The organism is Syntrophothermus sp. (assembly GCF_013314835.1).
In the GTDB taxonomy this organism is placed as follows: Bacteria; Bacillota; Syntrophomonadia; order Syntrophomonadales; family Syntrophothermaceae; genus Syntrophothermus; species Syntrophothermus lipocalidus.
Genome location: NZ_JABUEX010000002.1, coordinates 55,490 through 70,090 on the forward strand (window position 1 = coordinate 55,490; position 14,601 = coordinate 70,090).

Consider the following 14,601-nt stretch of genomic DNA (forward strand, 5'->3'; position numbering starts at 1 on the left):
TCAGGAGGTGAATTTCTTATTAGCAAGGACTGGCGAATCAATGAGGAAATCCGGGCTCGAGAGGTTAGGTTGATCGATGAAAACGGGGAACAGATAGGTATAGTACCGGTGAAAGAAGCATTACAGAGAGCAATTGAGAAAAACCTTGATCTAGTAGAAGTCGCACCTGGGGCCAAGCCGCCGGTTTGTCGTTTGATGGACTTTGGAAAGTTCAGGTATGAGCAGAGTAAACGGGATAAGGAAGCGCGTAAAAAGCAAAAAGTAATAACGGTCAAGGAAGTTAAGATGCGTCCGAAAATCGATCATCACGATTTCCTCGTCAAAGCTAAAAATGCCAGGCGGTTTTTGCAGAATGGAGATAAAGTTAAAGTAACGATAATGTTCCGGGGCCGGGAAATCTCGCATGCCCAGCTAGGACAAGAATTATGCATGAGGTTTGCGGAAGAACTGTCTTCTTTGGCCTCGATTGAACGCGAGCCCAGGGTTGAAGGCAAGAACATGATAATGATACTTACTCCCCGTAATGACACGGTTAATGCTTGATTACGCAAAGGAGGATACTGGACGATGCCCAAAATGAAAACACACCGGGGTGCAGCTAAGCGTTTCGGAAAAACTGGATCAGGCAAGATTAAAAGAGCCAAAGCTTTTCACAGCCATTTGCTGGGAGGGAAAACCTCCAAGAGGAAGAGGAATCTGCGCAAGTCAACTCTGGTCAGCAAAAGTGATACCAAAAGGATTGCCAACCTGATTCCTTATAAATAGAGGAGGTACGGATTATGCCAAGGGTAAAAGGTGGAGTCACTACCCACAGAAGACATAAGAAGATTCTCAAGCTAGCCAAAGGGTACCGCGGTGCCAAGTCCAAGCTGTTCAGGGTAGCGAAGCAACAGGTGATGAAGTCGGGCAATTACGCATACATTCACCGCCGGCTGAAGAAGAGGGATTTTCGCAAGCTCTGGATAGCCCGCATCAACGCAGCTGCCCGGAATAACGGTATATCCTATAGCAGGATGATGTTTGGCTTGAAAGTGGCAGGAGTTGGAATTAACCGGAAGGTACTGGCCGACCTGGCTGTAAACGATCCGGACGCGTTTTCGGAACTGGCAGCTTTGGCCAAGAAGAACCTTTAGTACAGGGTAGGCTAGGAACATACAACGGCGATTTCATAGAAAAGCGTGGTATATAGATACCATGCTTTTTTTAAGCAAGGTGAGAGTTGAGTGTTGGTTAAGAACAATGGCGTTTGGAAGTTGTCTCCGGCCAAGCTTGTGGTTCTCGGATTTGCGGCCGTGATCTTCGTAGGCTCTGTTCTCTTAACCTTACCGGCGGCCGTGGCGGGGGCACGGGACAACTCTTATGTCGATGCTCTGTTCACAGCGACTTCGGCCGTGTGTGTTACCGGGCTGGTCGTCGTAGATACAGGGACTTTTTACTCCCGTTTTGGACAAGTAATTATACTCTTGCTGATTCAAGTGGGCGGTTTGGGTATAGTAACGGTTGCCAGCATATACGCCTTTCTTCTGCGCAAACGTATAGGCCTTAGGGAACGCCTGGTTATGAAGGAAGCGCTTAATGTGGAGAGCCTAGGGGGTATAGTGCGTTTAGTCAGGGCCATTTTGTTAATGACTTTTCTTATCGAGGGCGTCGGCGCTTTGTTACTTACTCTTACTCTGTGGAACTATTTTGGTTTTGGCAAGGCCTTATATTACGGGGTGTTCCACGCTGTTTCCGCTTTCTGTAACGCGGGGTTCGATTTGTTCGGGCGGGAGTTTTATCAGTACTGTAGCTTGATTCCGTTTCGTCACGACTGGCGGGTGTTAGGCATAATAGGCAGCATGATTCTTCTGGGAGGATTAGGATTTCCAGTCCTGGTTGATCTGCGGAGGCAGAGACGTTTTAAGACTTTGAGCCTGCACAGCAAGGTTGTGCTCATAACTACCGGCTTGCTAATAATACTAGGTTGTTTCTTGTTTTGGGGAATTGAACGTGACGGCGTCTTGCAGGGAACAGGGGTATTCAAATCAATGGTAAACTCGTTGTTCATGAGTATTACCCCTAGGACCGCTGGCTATACCAGTGTTGATGTTGCCAAACTGGAACCGTCTACTCTTTTGGTATTGACAGTCTTAATGTTTATCGGGGCTTCGCCCGTCAGTACCGGCGGTGGTATAAAGACCGCGACCATGGCGGTGCTGGTTATGGCGGTGTATTCCCGGTTACGGGGGAGGTTTGATACAGAAGCTTTCGGGCGCCGTATCGACAGCGAGATAGTCTACCGGGCTTTAACCGTAGCTGTACTTTCAGCATTGTTGGTTGGAATTGGGATTATTGTTCTAAGCCTGGTTTGTCAGGTAGACATTATGAAACTCATATTTGAAGCGGTTTCTGCTTTCGGTACAGTAGGGCTTTCTACCGGTATAACCCCTCAGCTGAACACCGGATCCAAGGTAATACTAATTGTTCTGATGTTTGCCGGCAGGCTGGGGCCCTTGACCTTGGCATTTAGCCTACTGCAGCAAGAAAGGAAGGAAACCGCGAGATACCCGCGCGGCAACGTGATTATAGGTTAGGGGGTAAGGTTTTGGGTAAGAGACAATTTGCCGTTATCGGTCTCGGTAGGTTCGGTACGAGCGTGGCCCTCACGCTTGCGGAAATGGGCTTCGAAGTTATGGGAATAGACAGAAACGAAGAACTGGTAGAAAACGTTAAAGACTATATCACCTATGCAGTGTGTGCTGACGTTCATGAGGAGAAAGTGCTGGAGTCCTTAGGAATTCGGAATTTTGACGTGGTTATAGTAGCCATAGGCGATGACCTTCAGGCTAGCATTTTTATTACCCTGATTTTGAAAGAGATGGGGATCGAACACGTCGTCGTAAAGGCTGTCAATGACATTCACGGCAAAGTTTTAGAGAAGGTGGGGGCGGACAAGGTGGTATTTCCAGAAAGAGACATGGGGATGCGTCTTGCTCACTACCTGGCTCGGGCTAATATCTTAGACTTTATTGAGATCTCTGAGGAATACAGCCTCATCGAAGCCAAGGTTCCGCCCAAAATGGTGGATAAGACCCTGCGGGAAATCGACCTGCGGTCGAAATACGGAGTCAGCGTTTTAGCTATCAAGAGGGGACATCAAGTAATAGTTTCTCCTCCCGCCGACCAGCGATTGAGTGCCAGCGACGTTCTTATTTTGGTGGGCGGGAACCGCGAGTTGGACCGGTTTTCCAGGATGTGAATAGGCAGTGGACATGATAACTTCGCGGCGTAACGCGCTCATCAAGTACGCGTCTCGATTATTAGAACGCAAAGCTAGGGACAGAGAGGGAAAGTTCCTGGTTGAAGGGGTACGCATGGTAAGAGAGGCCATGAAAAGGCCGGAACTGGTTGAGTATGTACTGGTTGCTTGTGATGTAACTGGTGAAATGGAGGAAGAGTTCTGGCGAGATGCCGCCTCGGTTTATAGAATTAGACCGGAATTGGTAAAGGAAATAACCGACACTGAAAACCCGTCCGGAATCGTGGCTGTTTGTCGCAAGCCAGTTTGGGACTGGGAAAGCATTCCCGAGTCGGACGGATTAATCTTGATTGTCGATAACCTTAGGGATCCCGGCAACTTGGGTACTATCCTGCGTACAGCCTGGGCAGCCGGGGTGGATGCAGTTTTTCTTTTAAAGGGCACGGTTGATATGTATAATCCTAAAGTAATACGGTCCAGCATGGGAGCGGTGTTTCATTTCCCCGTTTTTGAAAAGGTTGGGAACGATGAAGTTAGAGAGCTTTGCCACCGGGGGTATCGCCTAGTAGTAGCCGACCCGAAGGCATCGTTGGTATTCACCGACGCCGATTATTATGGGAATGTGGCGGTAGTTATAGGTGGCGAAACAGCCGGGATCAGCGCGGTTTTTGAAGAGTTGCCGGCATCGAGGGTAAGGATTCCTCTCCGTGAGGGCGTGGACTCGCTCAACGCGGCCGTTGCCTGCGGCATAATTCTTTATGAAGCCTGGAGCCAGCGCCACCTTGTACGCGAAAATACCAGTATGATATAATTAGACTCAAATCTACCGTCAGGTTTAAGAAAGGTTGGGCTGATATGCTCAAACCCGCTGATTTATTTTGGAAACTTTTTGAGAACTCGGGGCTTGTCATTTACTACCTGTGGTATAAAATGTATTCTTACCAATAAAGTCCAACCGATTGTAACAGTTTAATGGCTATGAACAGGAGTAGTAACCGGCCGGGAACCTTGCAGGGAGGCTGCACCGGCGACTGGAAGTGCGGCCAGGGAAAGGCCGGCGAATTCGCCTGGGAGCCGGGGGCTGAACTGGCAGTAGGCCAACCTCGGGGGCCCACCGTTATCGGGCTAGAGAGAGCAGCGGCACGAGCTGCTAAGTAGGGTGGTACCGCGGAAATACATCCGTCCCTTAGGGACGGATTTTTCGTTTTAGAAGCTATTGACAAGGGAGGTAGCGGTTTTGAGAGAAAGGCTGGAAGATCTAAGGCGAGAAGCAGAGGAGGCTATTGCCGGCGCCTCGAGTCTAAACGAAGTAAAGGAGATCAGGGTGAGGTTTCTCGGGCGCAAAGGGGAAATAACCCAGGTTTTGCGGGGGATCAAGGACTTACCGGAGGCCGAGCGGATGACGGTGGGAAAGATTGCTAATGAGCTAAAACTTCGCTTGGAAACTTTGTTAGAAGACAAGCTGGAACAATTGAAACAGGCGGAAGAAAAGCTTCGGTTATACAGGGAATGCATTGATGTGACGTTACCTGGAATCCCGGTAAACGCCGGGAGCAAACACCCTCTTTCTCAAATTCTGGAAGAAATTAAGGAAGTATTCACTACCATGGGATTTGAGATAGCGGAAGGGCCGGAAATAGAGCTAGACTACTATAATTTTGAGGCTTTGAACATTCCTCCCGACCATCCGGCTCGTGACATGCAGGATTCTTTCTATGTCACGGATCAAGTGCTCCTCAGAACTCACACCTCGCCGGTGCAGGTGCGCACGATGGAGCGGAAGAGACCGGCGCTTCCGGTGCGTATTATCGCTCCGGGGACGGTTTACCGTCGTGACGACGATGCTACCCATTCCCCGATGTTTCACCAGGTCGAAGGACTAGTCATAGACCGAGGGATAACGTTTGCGGATCTTAAAGGCACCTTGATGTTGTTTGCCCGTCAGTTATTTGGTGAGGACCGCAAGGTAAGATTCCGTCCCAGCTTTTTTCCTTTTACCGAGCCGAGTGCGGAAATGGACATTTCCTGTGGAAGCTGTGGGGGCGAGGGGTGCCGTGTTTGTTCGGGAACCGGCTGGTTAGAAATACTGGGCGCAGGGATGGTACATCCGAAGGTGTTATCCATGTCCGGATACGACCCGGAAGAAGCGACCGGCTTTGCGTTTGGGTTGGGCATCGAGAGGATTGCCATGCTAAAGTTTGGGATCAGAGACTTGCGATTGTTTTTTGACAATGACGTGCGTTTTCTTAAACAGTTTTAGGTAGTACAGGGATAAGGGGGACATTTGACTGTGAAAGTACCATTGGAGTGGTTAAGGGAATATGTGAATATCCAGGCTGGGGTGGAAGAACTGGCGGAATGCCTTACTATGAGCGGCATAGCAGTTGAAAGTTGGGAAGAGGTCGAAGGGGACGCAGTGCTGACCTTGGAATTAACTCCCAACAGAGGAGACTGTTACGGCATTATCAACGTAGCCCGGGAGGTGGCTGCGGTTTTCGGGTGCCAGATCCGATTGCCGCAGGTTAGTTTGAAAGAAAGCCCGGCAAAGGTTGAGGCACATGCGAGAGTCGATATCCAGGATGAAGACCTGTGCCCTAGGTATGCAGCACGGGTGGTGAGAAATGTGGTGATCAAGCCATCCCCGCCCTGGATGCAAAGACGATTGGTGCGGGCAGGTATCCGACCTATAAACAACATCGTGGATATTACTAATTATGTGATGTTGGAGACCAACCAGCCATTACACGCTTTCGATTATGACCTCCTGGCGGGGGGGCGCATTATCGTCAGGAGGGCTTGCCCCGGCGAACAGCTGGTAACCCTGGATGGGGTTCTGCGAACGTTGGACCGGGACATGCTGGTTATCGCCGATGCTGATAAAGCAGTGGCTCTGGCCGGCATCATGGGGGGACAGGAGACTGAAGTCACTGAGAAAACCACCACGATTCTGTTGGAGTCCGCTAATTTTTCGGCCCCCAGTATTAGAAAGACTTCGCGCCGGCTAGGGCTGCGGACCGAGGCCTCTATTCGCTTTGAGAAAGGAGCGGATGCAGAAGGGGTAGTCTGGGCAGTTGACAGGGCGGCACAGTTGATAGAGGTGTTGGGAGCAGGAGAGGTTTTGCGTGGAGTATGCGATGTGTATCCAGGTAAGACTGAACAGCGAGCCATCAGGCTGAGGCCAGCAAGAGTCAACCACCTGCTCGGAACGGAGCTTAGCCGAGATCAGATTAAGGGTTATTTGGCCAGGTTAGGTTTTTCTATCACGGCGGAGAATGGTGTTTTGGTGGTAGAAGTGCCTTCTTATCGTCCCGATCTTCAGGTCGAAGCTGACCTAATCGAAGAGATTGCGCGGTTACATGGGTACAACAACATTCCTTCAACTCTTCCCCAGGGCGCGATTACCCAGGGTATTCGGACTCCTTTTCAGCGATTCAAGGACGCGACGATCGAGGTTTTATCGCGCTACCTCTGCCAGGTAATCAACTACAGCTTTATAAATCCGGGTTGGTTTGACCTCATGAGATTGGACGAGCGGCATTACTGGCGGAATACGGTAAAGCTTGCCAACCCGTTGTCAGAGGAGCAGTCGGTTATGAGGACGACTTTGATCCCTGGTATGCTGGATACCGTCCGGCGTAATCTGTTCCGGCAAAACGAAGACCTGGCCCTGTTCGAGGTGGGAACGGTATTTATTCCCCGGCCAGGGAGCCTTCCTATCGAAGAATTGAAGGTTTGCGCGGCAACAACCGGCAAGACGGAAATGCACTGGTCAGGGATGCGCCTAGATATGGATTATTTCTTCCTGAAGGGCATTGCCGACAGGTTCCTGTCTCTTATGGGTGTCAATGGTTGTAGTTATGAAGGCGTGTCCGACCATCCCAGCTTTCATCCCGGACGCACGGCGAAGGTCGTAAAAGGCCAAGCCGAATTAGGGATTATAGGAGAAATTCACCCCGAGGTGTTGTCAAACTACGATATAAAACGGCGGGTCTGCGTTTTCGAATTCGACCTGAAGGCTATTTTCGAGTTAGCTGAAAGCCGAAAGATGACTGACGACATTACCCGGTTCCCGGCGGTACAACGGGACTTGGCTTTGTTGATACCGGAACAGACGCCTGCGGCAACCGTTACCTCCATGATAAAATCAGCGGGCGGCGAGCTTTTGCGGCAGGCTGTTTTGTTCGATGTGTATCAGGGGCCACAGGTACCGGAGGGGTATAAAAGTCTGGGGTACAGCCTTGTTTTTCAGTCGTATGAAAGGACCCTGCAGGAGGAAGAAATAAACCTTCTTATTGACGGCATCTTAAGAAAAGTAGAGGACCGCGCGGGAGGTAAACTCCGGTAAAGCGTTACCAAAAGTGCCAGGGGGCGCAGGAGGACTTCGGGCGAGCTCGCCGAATTAGTGAATCTTGCCTCCAAACGCCGGTTAAAGGCCATACCGAGTCCGGGCTGTTCGAGTCTTAAAAGGGGCGAGAAGCCCTATTTTTTCGGCTTATTTTTGCCAAGGGTTTTGATATTTTTAGGCCAGACACGAAGGAATCGGCACAGCACCGTAGTAATACTACTAGTATAAAAAAGGTGAAAAAGTCCCGGAGGATGTATGAGATGGACCAGCTTCCGCTCTGTGTAACGGTTCTTTACTCCATTCCCGAAAGCTTCTTAGTCTGCTGGTTAGGGTTAAGCCTGGTGAATGAACGCCGTTGCTTATGGAGGCTAGGCTTGGTAGCCGTGTTAGCAGCTTTTTTTTCGTTCATAGCGCGAGGATTGTCACTGCCCTATGGATTTCACAGTCTCTTTCATCTAGCGTTTTTAGTATTAGCTGTTACTTTATTGTTACAGACATCCTTTTGGAACAGCTTCTTGGCAGTCCTTTTTGGTTTTATGTTTCTGGCGTTGGTAGAAACGATCAATGTTCCGCTTTTTTGTTGGGTTGTCGGCCTTGACCTCGAGAATATTCTCCGGCATCCGTGGCTGAGAGTAGGCATGGGTTTCCCGCAGCTCCTGATCTTAGGCCTAATGGTTTGGGCTGTGAACCGTTTTGACCTCAGGTTAATTAACCGTAAGCCTGTTGGGAAGGATATGGTTCAAGCTACTGAATGGGAGCACCGGAGGACGTTTCTCTTCTATTCGTTGGTAGCTATTCTGGCTCTCCAGGTGATACTTGTTACTTTTATCAGGTGCCGGGAATACCTGATACGGGTATTTCCGCTCCTACCCGCCTGCGTATTTGAAGACGCCATAATACTGCTGCTGGTACTGGTTGTATTCATTTCATTAAAGATTGTTCTGAGGCTTCTTCGCCTCACCGAAGAACTCGCTCAGTATCAATGTGAAGTTGAGAGCCTGAGAAATGTGGGAGAGTTGTTTGCCAGTATGCGGGCTCAGAGGCATGACTTTTTAAACCATGTTCAGACTCTATACGGGATGCTGCAGTTGAGATGTTTTCAGGATGCTCAAGACTACATTCGAGAAGTATTCCAGGAAACGGTGGCATTGAACAATGTGGTAGTGACTGGTAACCCAAGTTTGGCAGCTCTTCTCCATGTCAAGGCGGGTGCGGCAGCTGCCCGGGGAATCGAGTTTCAGGTATCAGTAGAGTGCGAAGTGGGCGGTTTGCAGATCCCCTCACACGAATTGAGCCGCATACTGGGCAACCTAATCGATAACGCTTTCGATGCTGCGGAAATGGAAGAACCGTCGCGGAGGAAAGTTTCCATGTCTGTACGGAAGGAGCAAGAAAGCCTTATATTCGACATCGAGAATTGCGGGTTCCTGGATCCGAAGGTCAAGGAACTCATTTTTTACCGGGGGTTCAGTACGAAAAAGGGGGAACACATGGGTATGGGTCTGAGCATCGTTCAAGAGCTACTCCAGAAGTACGGGGGAACTGTAACCATCGACGATACGGGACACGGGTCAGTATTAAGCCAGGTTTCTATTCCCTACTCGAGATGACACGTTTTCCACCTGTCTCTTGCTCGGGAAATACGGCGACTACTGCTATATAGGAATCTTCACAGATAAACAACGTACCATCCGAGTGTCGATATATGTCTAGAAAATAGGACAAATGTTCTAAATATTTTCGACCCAAGGCGACAAAGAAGCCGGCTTTTGCATGTTACCATAAAGACGAGTTGTGTAAGGCACACACTTGATAAGAAGAATTACAGGAGGCAAAGAATGCGCCCGTTGATGGTTAGACTGGCAGCCCGGCTTGCGCAGCAAACCGGTACCCCGTGTGATCTTCAGTTGGTGGCTTACGGGCTAGAAATACTGGTTGACGGAATAATTCAAGTACTGGCTATTCTTATTCTTGCACTGATTCTAGGAGTGCTAAAACCCGTAGCGTTGGTTATGACGGTAGCCATGGTATACCGGCGGTTTTCAGGAGGAGTTCACTGTACTGGTTTTTATCGGTGTATGACTACCAGTGCAGTAGTTTTCCTGGGATTAGGGTACTTGGCTATCCAGCTGGCGGCAACGAATTACGTTTATGTTTTTCAAGGATTCGCCGTAATAGCATCTTCGTTCGCTGCTGCCAAGTGGGCGCCTGGGGATAATCCGGTCAAGCCCATTACGACTGAAGCCAAGAAGTCGGAGCTGAAACAAAAGAGCCTGTTGACAGTTGTAGGCGTTGCGCTGATTGCCCTTGCTAACTGGTATTGGTCGTTGTTTTCACCTTTAACCCTAACAGCGATAACCTTGGGTTTGCTTTGGCAGAGCTTTACCATCACGCCGTGGGGGTACCGTTTGATCGGTTGGGTGGACCGAATTCTAACCGGAGTGCGGGTACCAGAAAGGGGGGGAGAGTAATGTTGAACCGGATTAAGTCTGTGATAGTGAAGTTTGCCGTTTTGGTCGCAGTGGTGGTAGCGAATGCCAACTTGGATGCCGCCTCAATTTTTATAATCTATGAGCCAGAGTTGCCTCGATAAGAGAAAGATCAGAGAAGACGAAAATAAGGAAACATGGATAACACCGAAGGGGACGAGTCCCCTTCTTTTTTGTGTCATCGAGTACGGCATGGTCCTCCGGAGTTTATCGGTTTATCGTCTCTGAATCGCGAGCTTACGGGAAAAGTGTTTATGTGTTCGGGTTTGTGTGCTAAAATTAATAACAATTGATTTGAGGCGGGAAATTGCAATTATGAAGATTGCTATCGATGGCCCGGCTGGGGCAGGAAAAAGTACCCTGGCCCGGAGAATAGCTGAGCGACTCGGAATTCTGTATGTTGACACGGGAGCGATGTATCGGGCTCTGACATGGAAGGCCCTTGCTAATAAGGTGAACTTGAAAGACAAGGCCGAGCTACGGAATCTGGCTGTTCGTAGTGACATAACCCTTGCCTATAACATGGGGCAAGTGAGAGTGTTTTGCGACGGAACGGAAGTAACCGATGAAATCAGGTCACCGGAGGTATCGAGGTGGGTACCCGTGGTGGCAGCGGATGAAGAGGTACGCGCGATAATGGTGGAAAAGCAGCAGGCTATTGCGCGAGAACAGAGTGTAGTGATGGACGGGCGAGACATCGGGCTCTGTGTATTGCCTGATGCTGATTACAAGTTTTACCTGACAGCCAGCTTGGAAGAGCGGGCTCGCAGGCGTGCCAAGGAGTTAGTAAAGAAGGGCTACAAGGTCAATTTCCAGGAGGTAAAGGAAGAGATTCGCGAGCGGGACAAACTAGACACGGAACGATTAGTTGGGCCCCTCACGGTTCTTCCGGATTCTATCGTTATTGATACCAGCGACATGAGCCCCGACGAGGTGGTATCCCGTGTCCTCTCGTTGATCGGGGAGGATGGCAATGTTATACAGGTTTCTTAGGTGGTTAAGCAGGTGCCTTTTTTTTCTGTGCCGATGGAGGGTAGAGGGAATAGAAAACGTTCCCGCCAGTGGTCCCGTGATTATAGCGGCTAATCACGTCAGCAACTGGGACCCGGTTGCTGTCGGAGCGGCGTTAACGCGAACCGTGCACTTCATGGCCAAGGAAGAAATGTTTGAAAATCAGGTGCTGGCCAAGTTTTTCACTGCTATTCATGCTTTCCCGGTTAAGCGAGGAGCGCCGGATCGCAAAGCCATCAGGAGGGCATTGGAGTTGCTGGGCGAAGGGCAGGTTGTGGGCATGTTTCCGGAGGGGACCCGCAGTAAAACGGGTGAACTCCGAAAGCCGCAGCCCGGGGTTGCAATGATCGCACTAAAGGCTCGGGCACAGATTGTACCCGTTGCTTGCATTGGAACGCGAGGCCTGGTGCCATGCGGATGGCGTCGGCCTTTTATCATTCGGATTGGGAAACCGGTCGAGTACGGCGAATACTACGGATCGAGACTGAGTACCCAGGTTATCGAGGATGTCAGCCAGGACATCATGAAAAGGATTCAAGAGCTTTTAAATTAAAATAAGAGAGCAGGATTTTTTGATTTTTTGTTCGAATACTAAATAATGCTTGTGGGGTGACCATGCTTGCCGATTTTGGCTCCCTATGCTGGTTTTTGCCAGGGGGTTCAAAGAGCCTTGGATGTAGCTCTTGAGGCCAGCAGACAGGGTGGTAAATGCTACAGCCTTGGCCCACTCGTTCACAATGATGCAGTTGTGGCTTACTTATATGAGAAGGGGATAGCGGTTGCCGAAACATTGGACGAAGTCGAGACGGGTTCGGTTATTGTCATCCGCTCTCATGGTGTAAGTCCGCGGGTTTTGGAAGAAGCGCGTTTGCGTGGACTAAGAGTCTTCGATGCTACCTGCCCTTTGGTAGGTAGAGTACAGTCCTTGGCGAGGCAGCTCCGCGAAGAAGGGTACGAGTTGGTCGTTTTTGGCGATAGGACTCACCCTGAGGTGTTAGGTATACTGGGGTGGGTAGGAGAAAAGGCGACGGTGATCGGGTCCCCTGAAGAAGCTCGGTCTTTTGCCGCGGTCAAGAAATTGGGAGTAGTTGCCCAGACTACCAAGAGCGAAGAGGATTTTTATTCTGTGGCAGCAGAGTTGCTACCTAAAGGACGTGAGATAAGGGTTTTTAACACTGTCTGTGAGGCTACTAAGAAGAGGCAACAAGCGGCACTCGAGCTTTGCGGCAAAGTAGATATAATGATAGTAGTTGGGGACAAAAAGAGTTCGAATACCAGGACATTAGCTACGATGTGCCAGCGGACCGGAGTGAAGACTATTCAGGTCGAGAGTGCCCGAGATCTTAGCCCGGACTGGTTCCCGGCTGGATGCCGGGTTGGGGTGACGGCAGGAGCCTCCACTCCGGATTGGATAATTAAGGAGGTTTTGGACAAGATGGTTGAGTTTGAGGGAAACGTAGCTACCGACGAAATAAGGGAAGACGCCCCCACTCGTGAGCAGTCCTTTGTGGAGATGGAGGCTGAGATGGCTGAGTCTCTAGGGAAGGGAATGGACCGGGGTAGTGTGGTCACCGGGGTCGTTATTCAGGTAACTGACGATGAGGTCATGGTGGACGTGGGCGGTAAGTCAGAAGGAGTAATCCCCTTGCGCGAGCTTTCGGTAAGAGATGTCAGTTCGGCGAAAGAAGTGGTGAAAGAAGGGGATACGATAGAAGTATATGTCTTGCGATGGGACGATGACGGAACCATCCTTCTTTCTAAGAAAAGGGTCGATATGAAGAAGGCTATGGACCGTCTAGAAGAAGCATTCCGAAACGGGGAAGTTATAGAAGGAACGGTACTCAAAAGTGTAAAAGGCGGTTTATTGGTTGACGTTGGAGTGGTGGCTTTTTTGCCCGCTTCCCATGTGGACCAAGGTTTTGCACGGAACCTGGAAGAATATGTAGGGCAGACCCTACCGGTAAAGGTTATTGAGTTTAACCGAAACAAAAGAAGAGGTTCCCAGGTTGTCGTTTCTCGTAAGGAAGTACTTATCGAAGAAAAGGAACGAAAGCGCAAGGAGTTTTGGGATAACATCGAAGAAGGGCAGATCCGACAGGGCGTAGTGAAAAGGCTTACCGATTACGGGGCTTTTATTGACTTGGATGGATACGAAGGGTTACTTCATATTTCGGAGATGGCGCACTCTCGGGTAGAGCATCCTTCTCAGGTGTTGACAGAGGGAAGCGTTATCGAGGTTTACGTTTTGGGCGTAGACAGGGAAAAAGAGCGGGTTTCACTGAGCCGCAAGAAAATACTAAAAAGTCCCTGGGAAACTGTAGCCGAAAGGTACCATGAAGGAGACGTCGTTGCTGGAAAGGTAGTACGGACTGCGCCGTTTGGAGTTTTTGTTGAGCTTGAACCCGGTGTAGATGGGTTGGTTCATATATCCCAGTTGTCTCGGAAGCGCGTAGATAAACCCGAAGACGTGGTTGAGGTCGGAGAGGAAGTCAAGGTAAAAGTCTTGAGCGTAGATCCAGCTGAGAAGCGGATAGGGCTTTCTATAAAGGAGCTCCAGGAAGGAGCTGATCCTGCTTTTACCCAGGAGTATTTGGAAAACCAGAATACCTGATCTTCTATGGAGGGGTGTAGGCCGTGCCGTTCTTTGATTTCAAATGCGAGGAATGCGGGCATGAATTCGTCAAGAGAGTCTCGAATGAAGAGAAGAGCAGCGTAAAGTGTCCGCAGTGTGGTAATACTAAGGTGAAGCAGTTATTATCTCCGTTTTTTGCGCCTGGATCCCGTTCTGGCGGAAACAGTTTTACTCCGTCGGATGCTTGTGGCGGTTGTGGTGTAGCAGGAACTGGGTGAGCTATAAGGTGAAAAGCTGCCAGGAGGCAGCTTTTTTTGTAACTTCAACAGGAGAGGAGCATCTATGTTAAACGCTAGTGGTGTGATATTATCCGGGGGTATGAGCTCTCGGATGGCGGAGAACAAAGCGTTTTCTAGGGTTGGCGGAAAGAGGATCATAGACATCATCGTTGCCAAATTCAAAGACCGTTTTGAGGAGATTTTCATCGTGAGCAATCAGCCGGAGCTGTATGATGACCTGGGAGTCAAGGTGGTTTCCGACATCATACCGGGCAAAGGTCCTTTAAGCGGGTTACATTCTGGATTATCACACTCTAGGGCCCCCGCAATCCTGGCAGTTGCCTGTGATATGCCGTTTATAAACCTGGCGCTAGGGGAGTGGATGATAAAACTTCTACCAGGGTACGATGTGGTCGCGCCTCTTATTGGCGGCCGGTTTCAGCCACTGTTTGCTGTTTATGCAAAGTCCTGTTTGCCGGTTTTTGAGCGGTGTTTAAGCGAAAACAAGCTAAAGATTAGCCGGATATATAAGGAAGAGCTGGAAGTGAGGTATGTCACAGAAGAAGAAGTGGCTCTGTTCGGGCAGGCAGAGATAATGTTTTACAATGTCAACAGTCGGGATAACTTGCTCAAGGCTCAGGAAATAGCAAAGGAAGTGATAACATAAG

General features: G+C 49.7%; 16 protein-coding genes and 1 other annotated feature. All 16 genes read left to right on the top strand.

Features of this window, described 5'->3' with window-relative positions; genetic code table 11:
• The first annotated feature begins 18 nt into the window (after positions 1–18).
• The 16 genes from infC (at position 19) to mobA (ending at position 14,600) form a co-directional block, all read left to right on the top strand.
• A complete protein-coding gene (infC, locus tag HPY90_RS01495) occupies positions 19–543 on the top strand; it encodes a translation initiation factor IF-3 (protein ID WP_148216543.1) in 525 nt (174 codons plus the stop codon).
• A 24-nt stretch (positions 544–567) separates the two neighbouring features.
• Positions 568–765, top strand: coding sequence for a 50S ribosomal protein L35 (gene rpmI / locus HPY90_RS01500; RefSeq protein WP_287190304.1), 198 nt, complete (start codon positions 568–570; stop codon positions 763–765).
• 14 nt (positions 766–779) lie between these two features.
• A complete protein-coding gene (gene rplT / locus HPY90_RS01505; protein WP_013175660.1) occupies positions 780–1,133 on the top strand; it encodes a 50S ribosomal protein L20 in 354 nt (117 codons plus the stop codon).
• Positions 1,134–1,223: 90 nt separating this feature from the next.
• Positions 1,224–2,573, top strand: a complete 1,350-nt coding sequence (locus HPY90_RS01510; RefSeq protein WP_013175659.1) for a TrkH family potassium uptake protein — start codon at positions 1,224–1,226, stop codon at positions 2,571–2,573.
• An 11-nt stretch (positions 2,574–2,584) separates the two neighbouring features.
• On the top strand, positions 2,585–3,238 hold the full coding sequence (locus tag HPY90_RS01515) for a potassium channel family protein (RefSeq protein ID WP_287190307.1): 654 nt from the start codon (positions 2,585–2,587) through the stop codon (positions 3,236–3,238).
• 13 nt (positions 3,239–3,251) lie between these two features.
• On the top strand, positions 3,252–4,049 hold the full coding sequence (locus HPY90_RS01520) for a TrmH family RNA methyltransferase (protein ID WP_287190529.1): 798 nt from the start codon (positions 3,252–3,254) through the stop codon (positions 4,047–4,049).
• Between the two features lie 158 nt (positions 4,050–4,207).
• Positions 4,208–4,428, top strand: a binding site (T-box leader).
• Between the two features lie 47 nt (positions 4,429–4,475).
• Positions 4,476–5,498, top strand: coding sequence for a phenylalanine--tRNA ligase subunit alpha (gene pheS, locus HPY90_RS01525; protein WP_287190309.1), 1,023 nt, complete (start codon positions 4,476–4,478; stop codon positions 5,496–5,498).
• 30 nt (positions 5,499–5,528) lie between these two features.
• Entirely contained in the window at positions 5,529–7,583 is a 2,055-nt protein-coding gene (gene pheT, locus HPY90_RS01530) for a phenylalanine--tRNA ligase subunit beta (protein ID WP_287190312.1), read from the top strand.
• Between the two features lie 260 nt (positions 7,584–7,843).
• Positions 7,844–9,193: a sensor histidine kinase gene (locus tag HPY90_RS01535; RefSeq protein ID WP_287190315.1), complete on the top strand. Its 1,350-nt coding sequence runs from the start codon at positions 7,844–7,846 to the stop codon at positions 9,191–9,193.
• A gap of 228 nt (positions 9,194–9,421) precedes the next feature.
• Positions 9,422–10,054: an accessory gene regulator ArgB-like protein gene (locus HPY90_RS01540; protein ID WP_287190316.1), complete on the top strand. Its 633-nt coding sequence runs from the start codon at positions 9,422–9,424 to the stop codon at positions 10,052–10,054.
• On the top strand, positions 10,054–10,176 hold the full coding sequence (locus tag HPY90_RS01545; protein WP_287190319.1) for an AgrD family cyclic lactone autoinducer peptide: 123 nt from the start codon (positions 10,054–10,056) through the stop codon (positions 10,174–10,176). Before HPY90_RS01540 ends, HPY90_RS01545 begins: the two co-directional genes overlap by 1 nt.
• Before the next feature lie 211 nt (positions 10,177–10,387).
• Positions 10,388–11,065, top strand: a complete 678-nt coding sequence (gene cmk, locus HPY90_RS01550) for a (d)CMP kinase (RefSeq protein ID WP_287190321.1) — start codon at positions 10,388–10,390, stop codon at positions 11,063–11,065.
• Positions 11,046–11,636 carry a lysophospholipid acyltransferase family protein gene (locus HPY90_RS01555; protein ID WP_013175650.1) on the top strand — a complete coding sequence of 197 codons (591 nt, stop codon included), beginning with the start codon at positions 11,046–11,048 and terminating at the stop codon, positions 11,634–11,636. Before cmk ends, HPY90_RS01555 begins: the two co-directional genes overlap by 20 nt.
• Positions 11,637–11,702: 66 nt before the next feature.
• Positions 11,703–13,694: a bifunctional 4-hydroxy-3-methylbut-2-enyl diphosphate reductase/30S ribosomal protein S1 gene (locus HPY90_RS01560; protein WP_287190326.1), complete on the top strand. Its 1,992-nt coding sequence runs from the start codon at positions 11,703–11,705 to the stop codon at positions 13,692–13,694.
• Between the two features lie 23 nt (positions 13,695–13,717).
• Entirely contained in the window at positions 13,718–13,933 is a 216-nt protein-coding gene (locus HPY90_RS16070; RefSeq protein ID WP_353733630.1) for an FmdB family zinc ribbon protein, read from the top strand.
• A 64-nt stretch (positions 13,934–13,997) separates the two neighbouring features.
• On the top strand, positions 13,998–14,600 hold the full coding sequence (gene mobA, locus HPY90_RS01565) for a molybdenum cofactor guanylyltransferase (protein WP_287190329.1): 603 nt from the start codon (positions 13,998–14,000) through the stop codon (positions 14,598–14,600).
• The last annotated feature ends 1 nt before the right edge of the window (position 14,601 follow it).

Bases quoted from the DNA above. Each gene is read 5' to 3' on its own strand.
- rpmI (WP_287190304.1), top strand. From the start codon at position 568: ATGCCCAAAATGAAAACACACCGGGGTGCAGCTAAGCGTTTCGGAAAA.
- rplT (WP_013175660.1), top strand. From the start codon at position 780: ATGCCAAGGGTAAAAGGTGGAGTCACTACCCACAGAAGACATAAGAAG.
- HPY90_RS01520 (WP_287190529.1), top strand. From the start codon at position 3,252: ATGATAACTTCGCGGCGTAACGCGCTCATCAAGTACGCGTCTCGATTA.
- HPY90_RS01535 (WP_287190315.1), top strand. From the start codon at position 7,844: ATGGACCAGCTTCCGCTCTGTGTAACGGTTCTTTACTCCATTCCCGAA.
- HPY90_RS01540 (WP_287190316.1), top strand. From the start codon at position 9,422: ATGCGCCCGTTGATGGTTAGACTGGCAGCCCGGCTTGCGCAGCAAACC.
- HPY90_RS01545 (WP_287190319.1), top strand. From the start codon at position 10,054: ATGTTGAACCGGATTAAGTCTGTGATAGTGAAGTTTGCCGTTTTGGTC.
- cmk (WP_287190321.1), top strand. From the start codon at position 10,388: ATGAAGATTGCTATCGATGGCCCGGCTGGGGCAGGAAAAAGTACCCTG.
- HPY90_RS01555 (WP_013175650.1), top strand. From the start codon at position 11,046: ATGTTATACAGGTTTCTTAGGTGGTTAAGCAGGTGCCTTTTTTTTCTG.
- mobA (WP_287190329.1), top strand. From the start codon at position 13,998: ATGTTAAACGCTAGTGGTGTGATATTATCCGGGGGTATGAGCTCTCGG.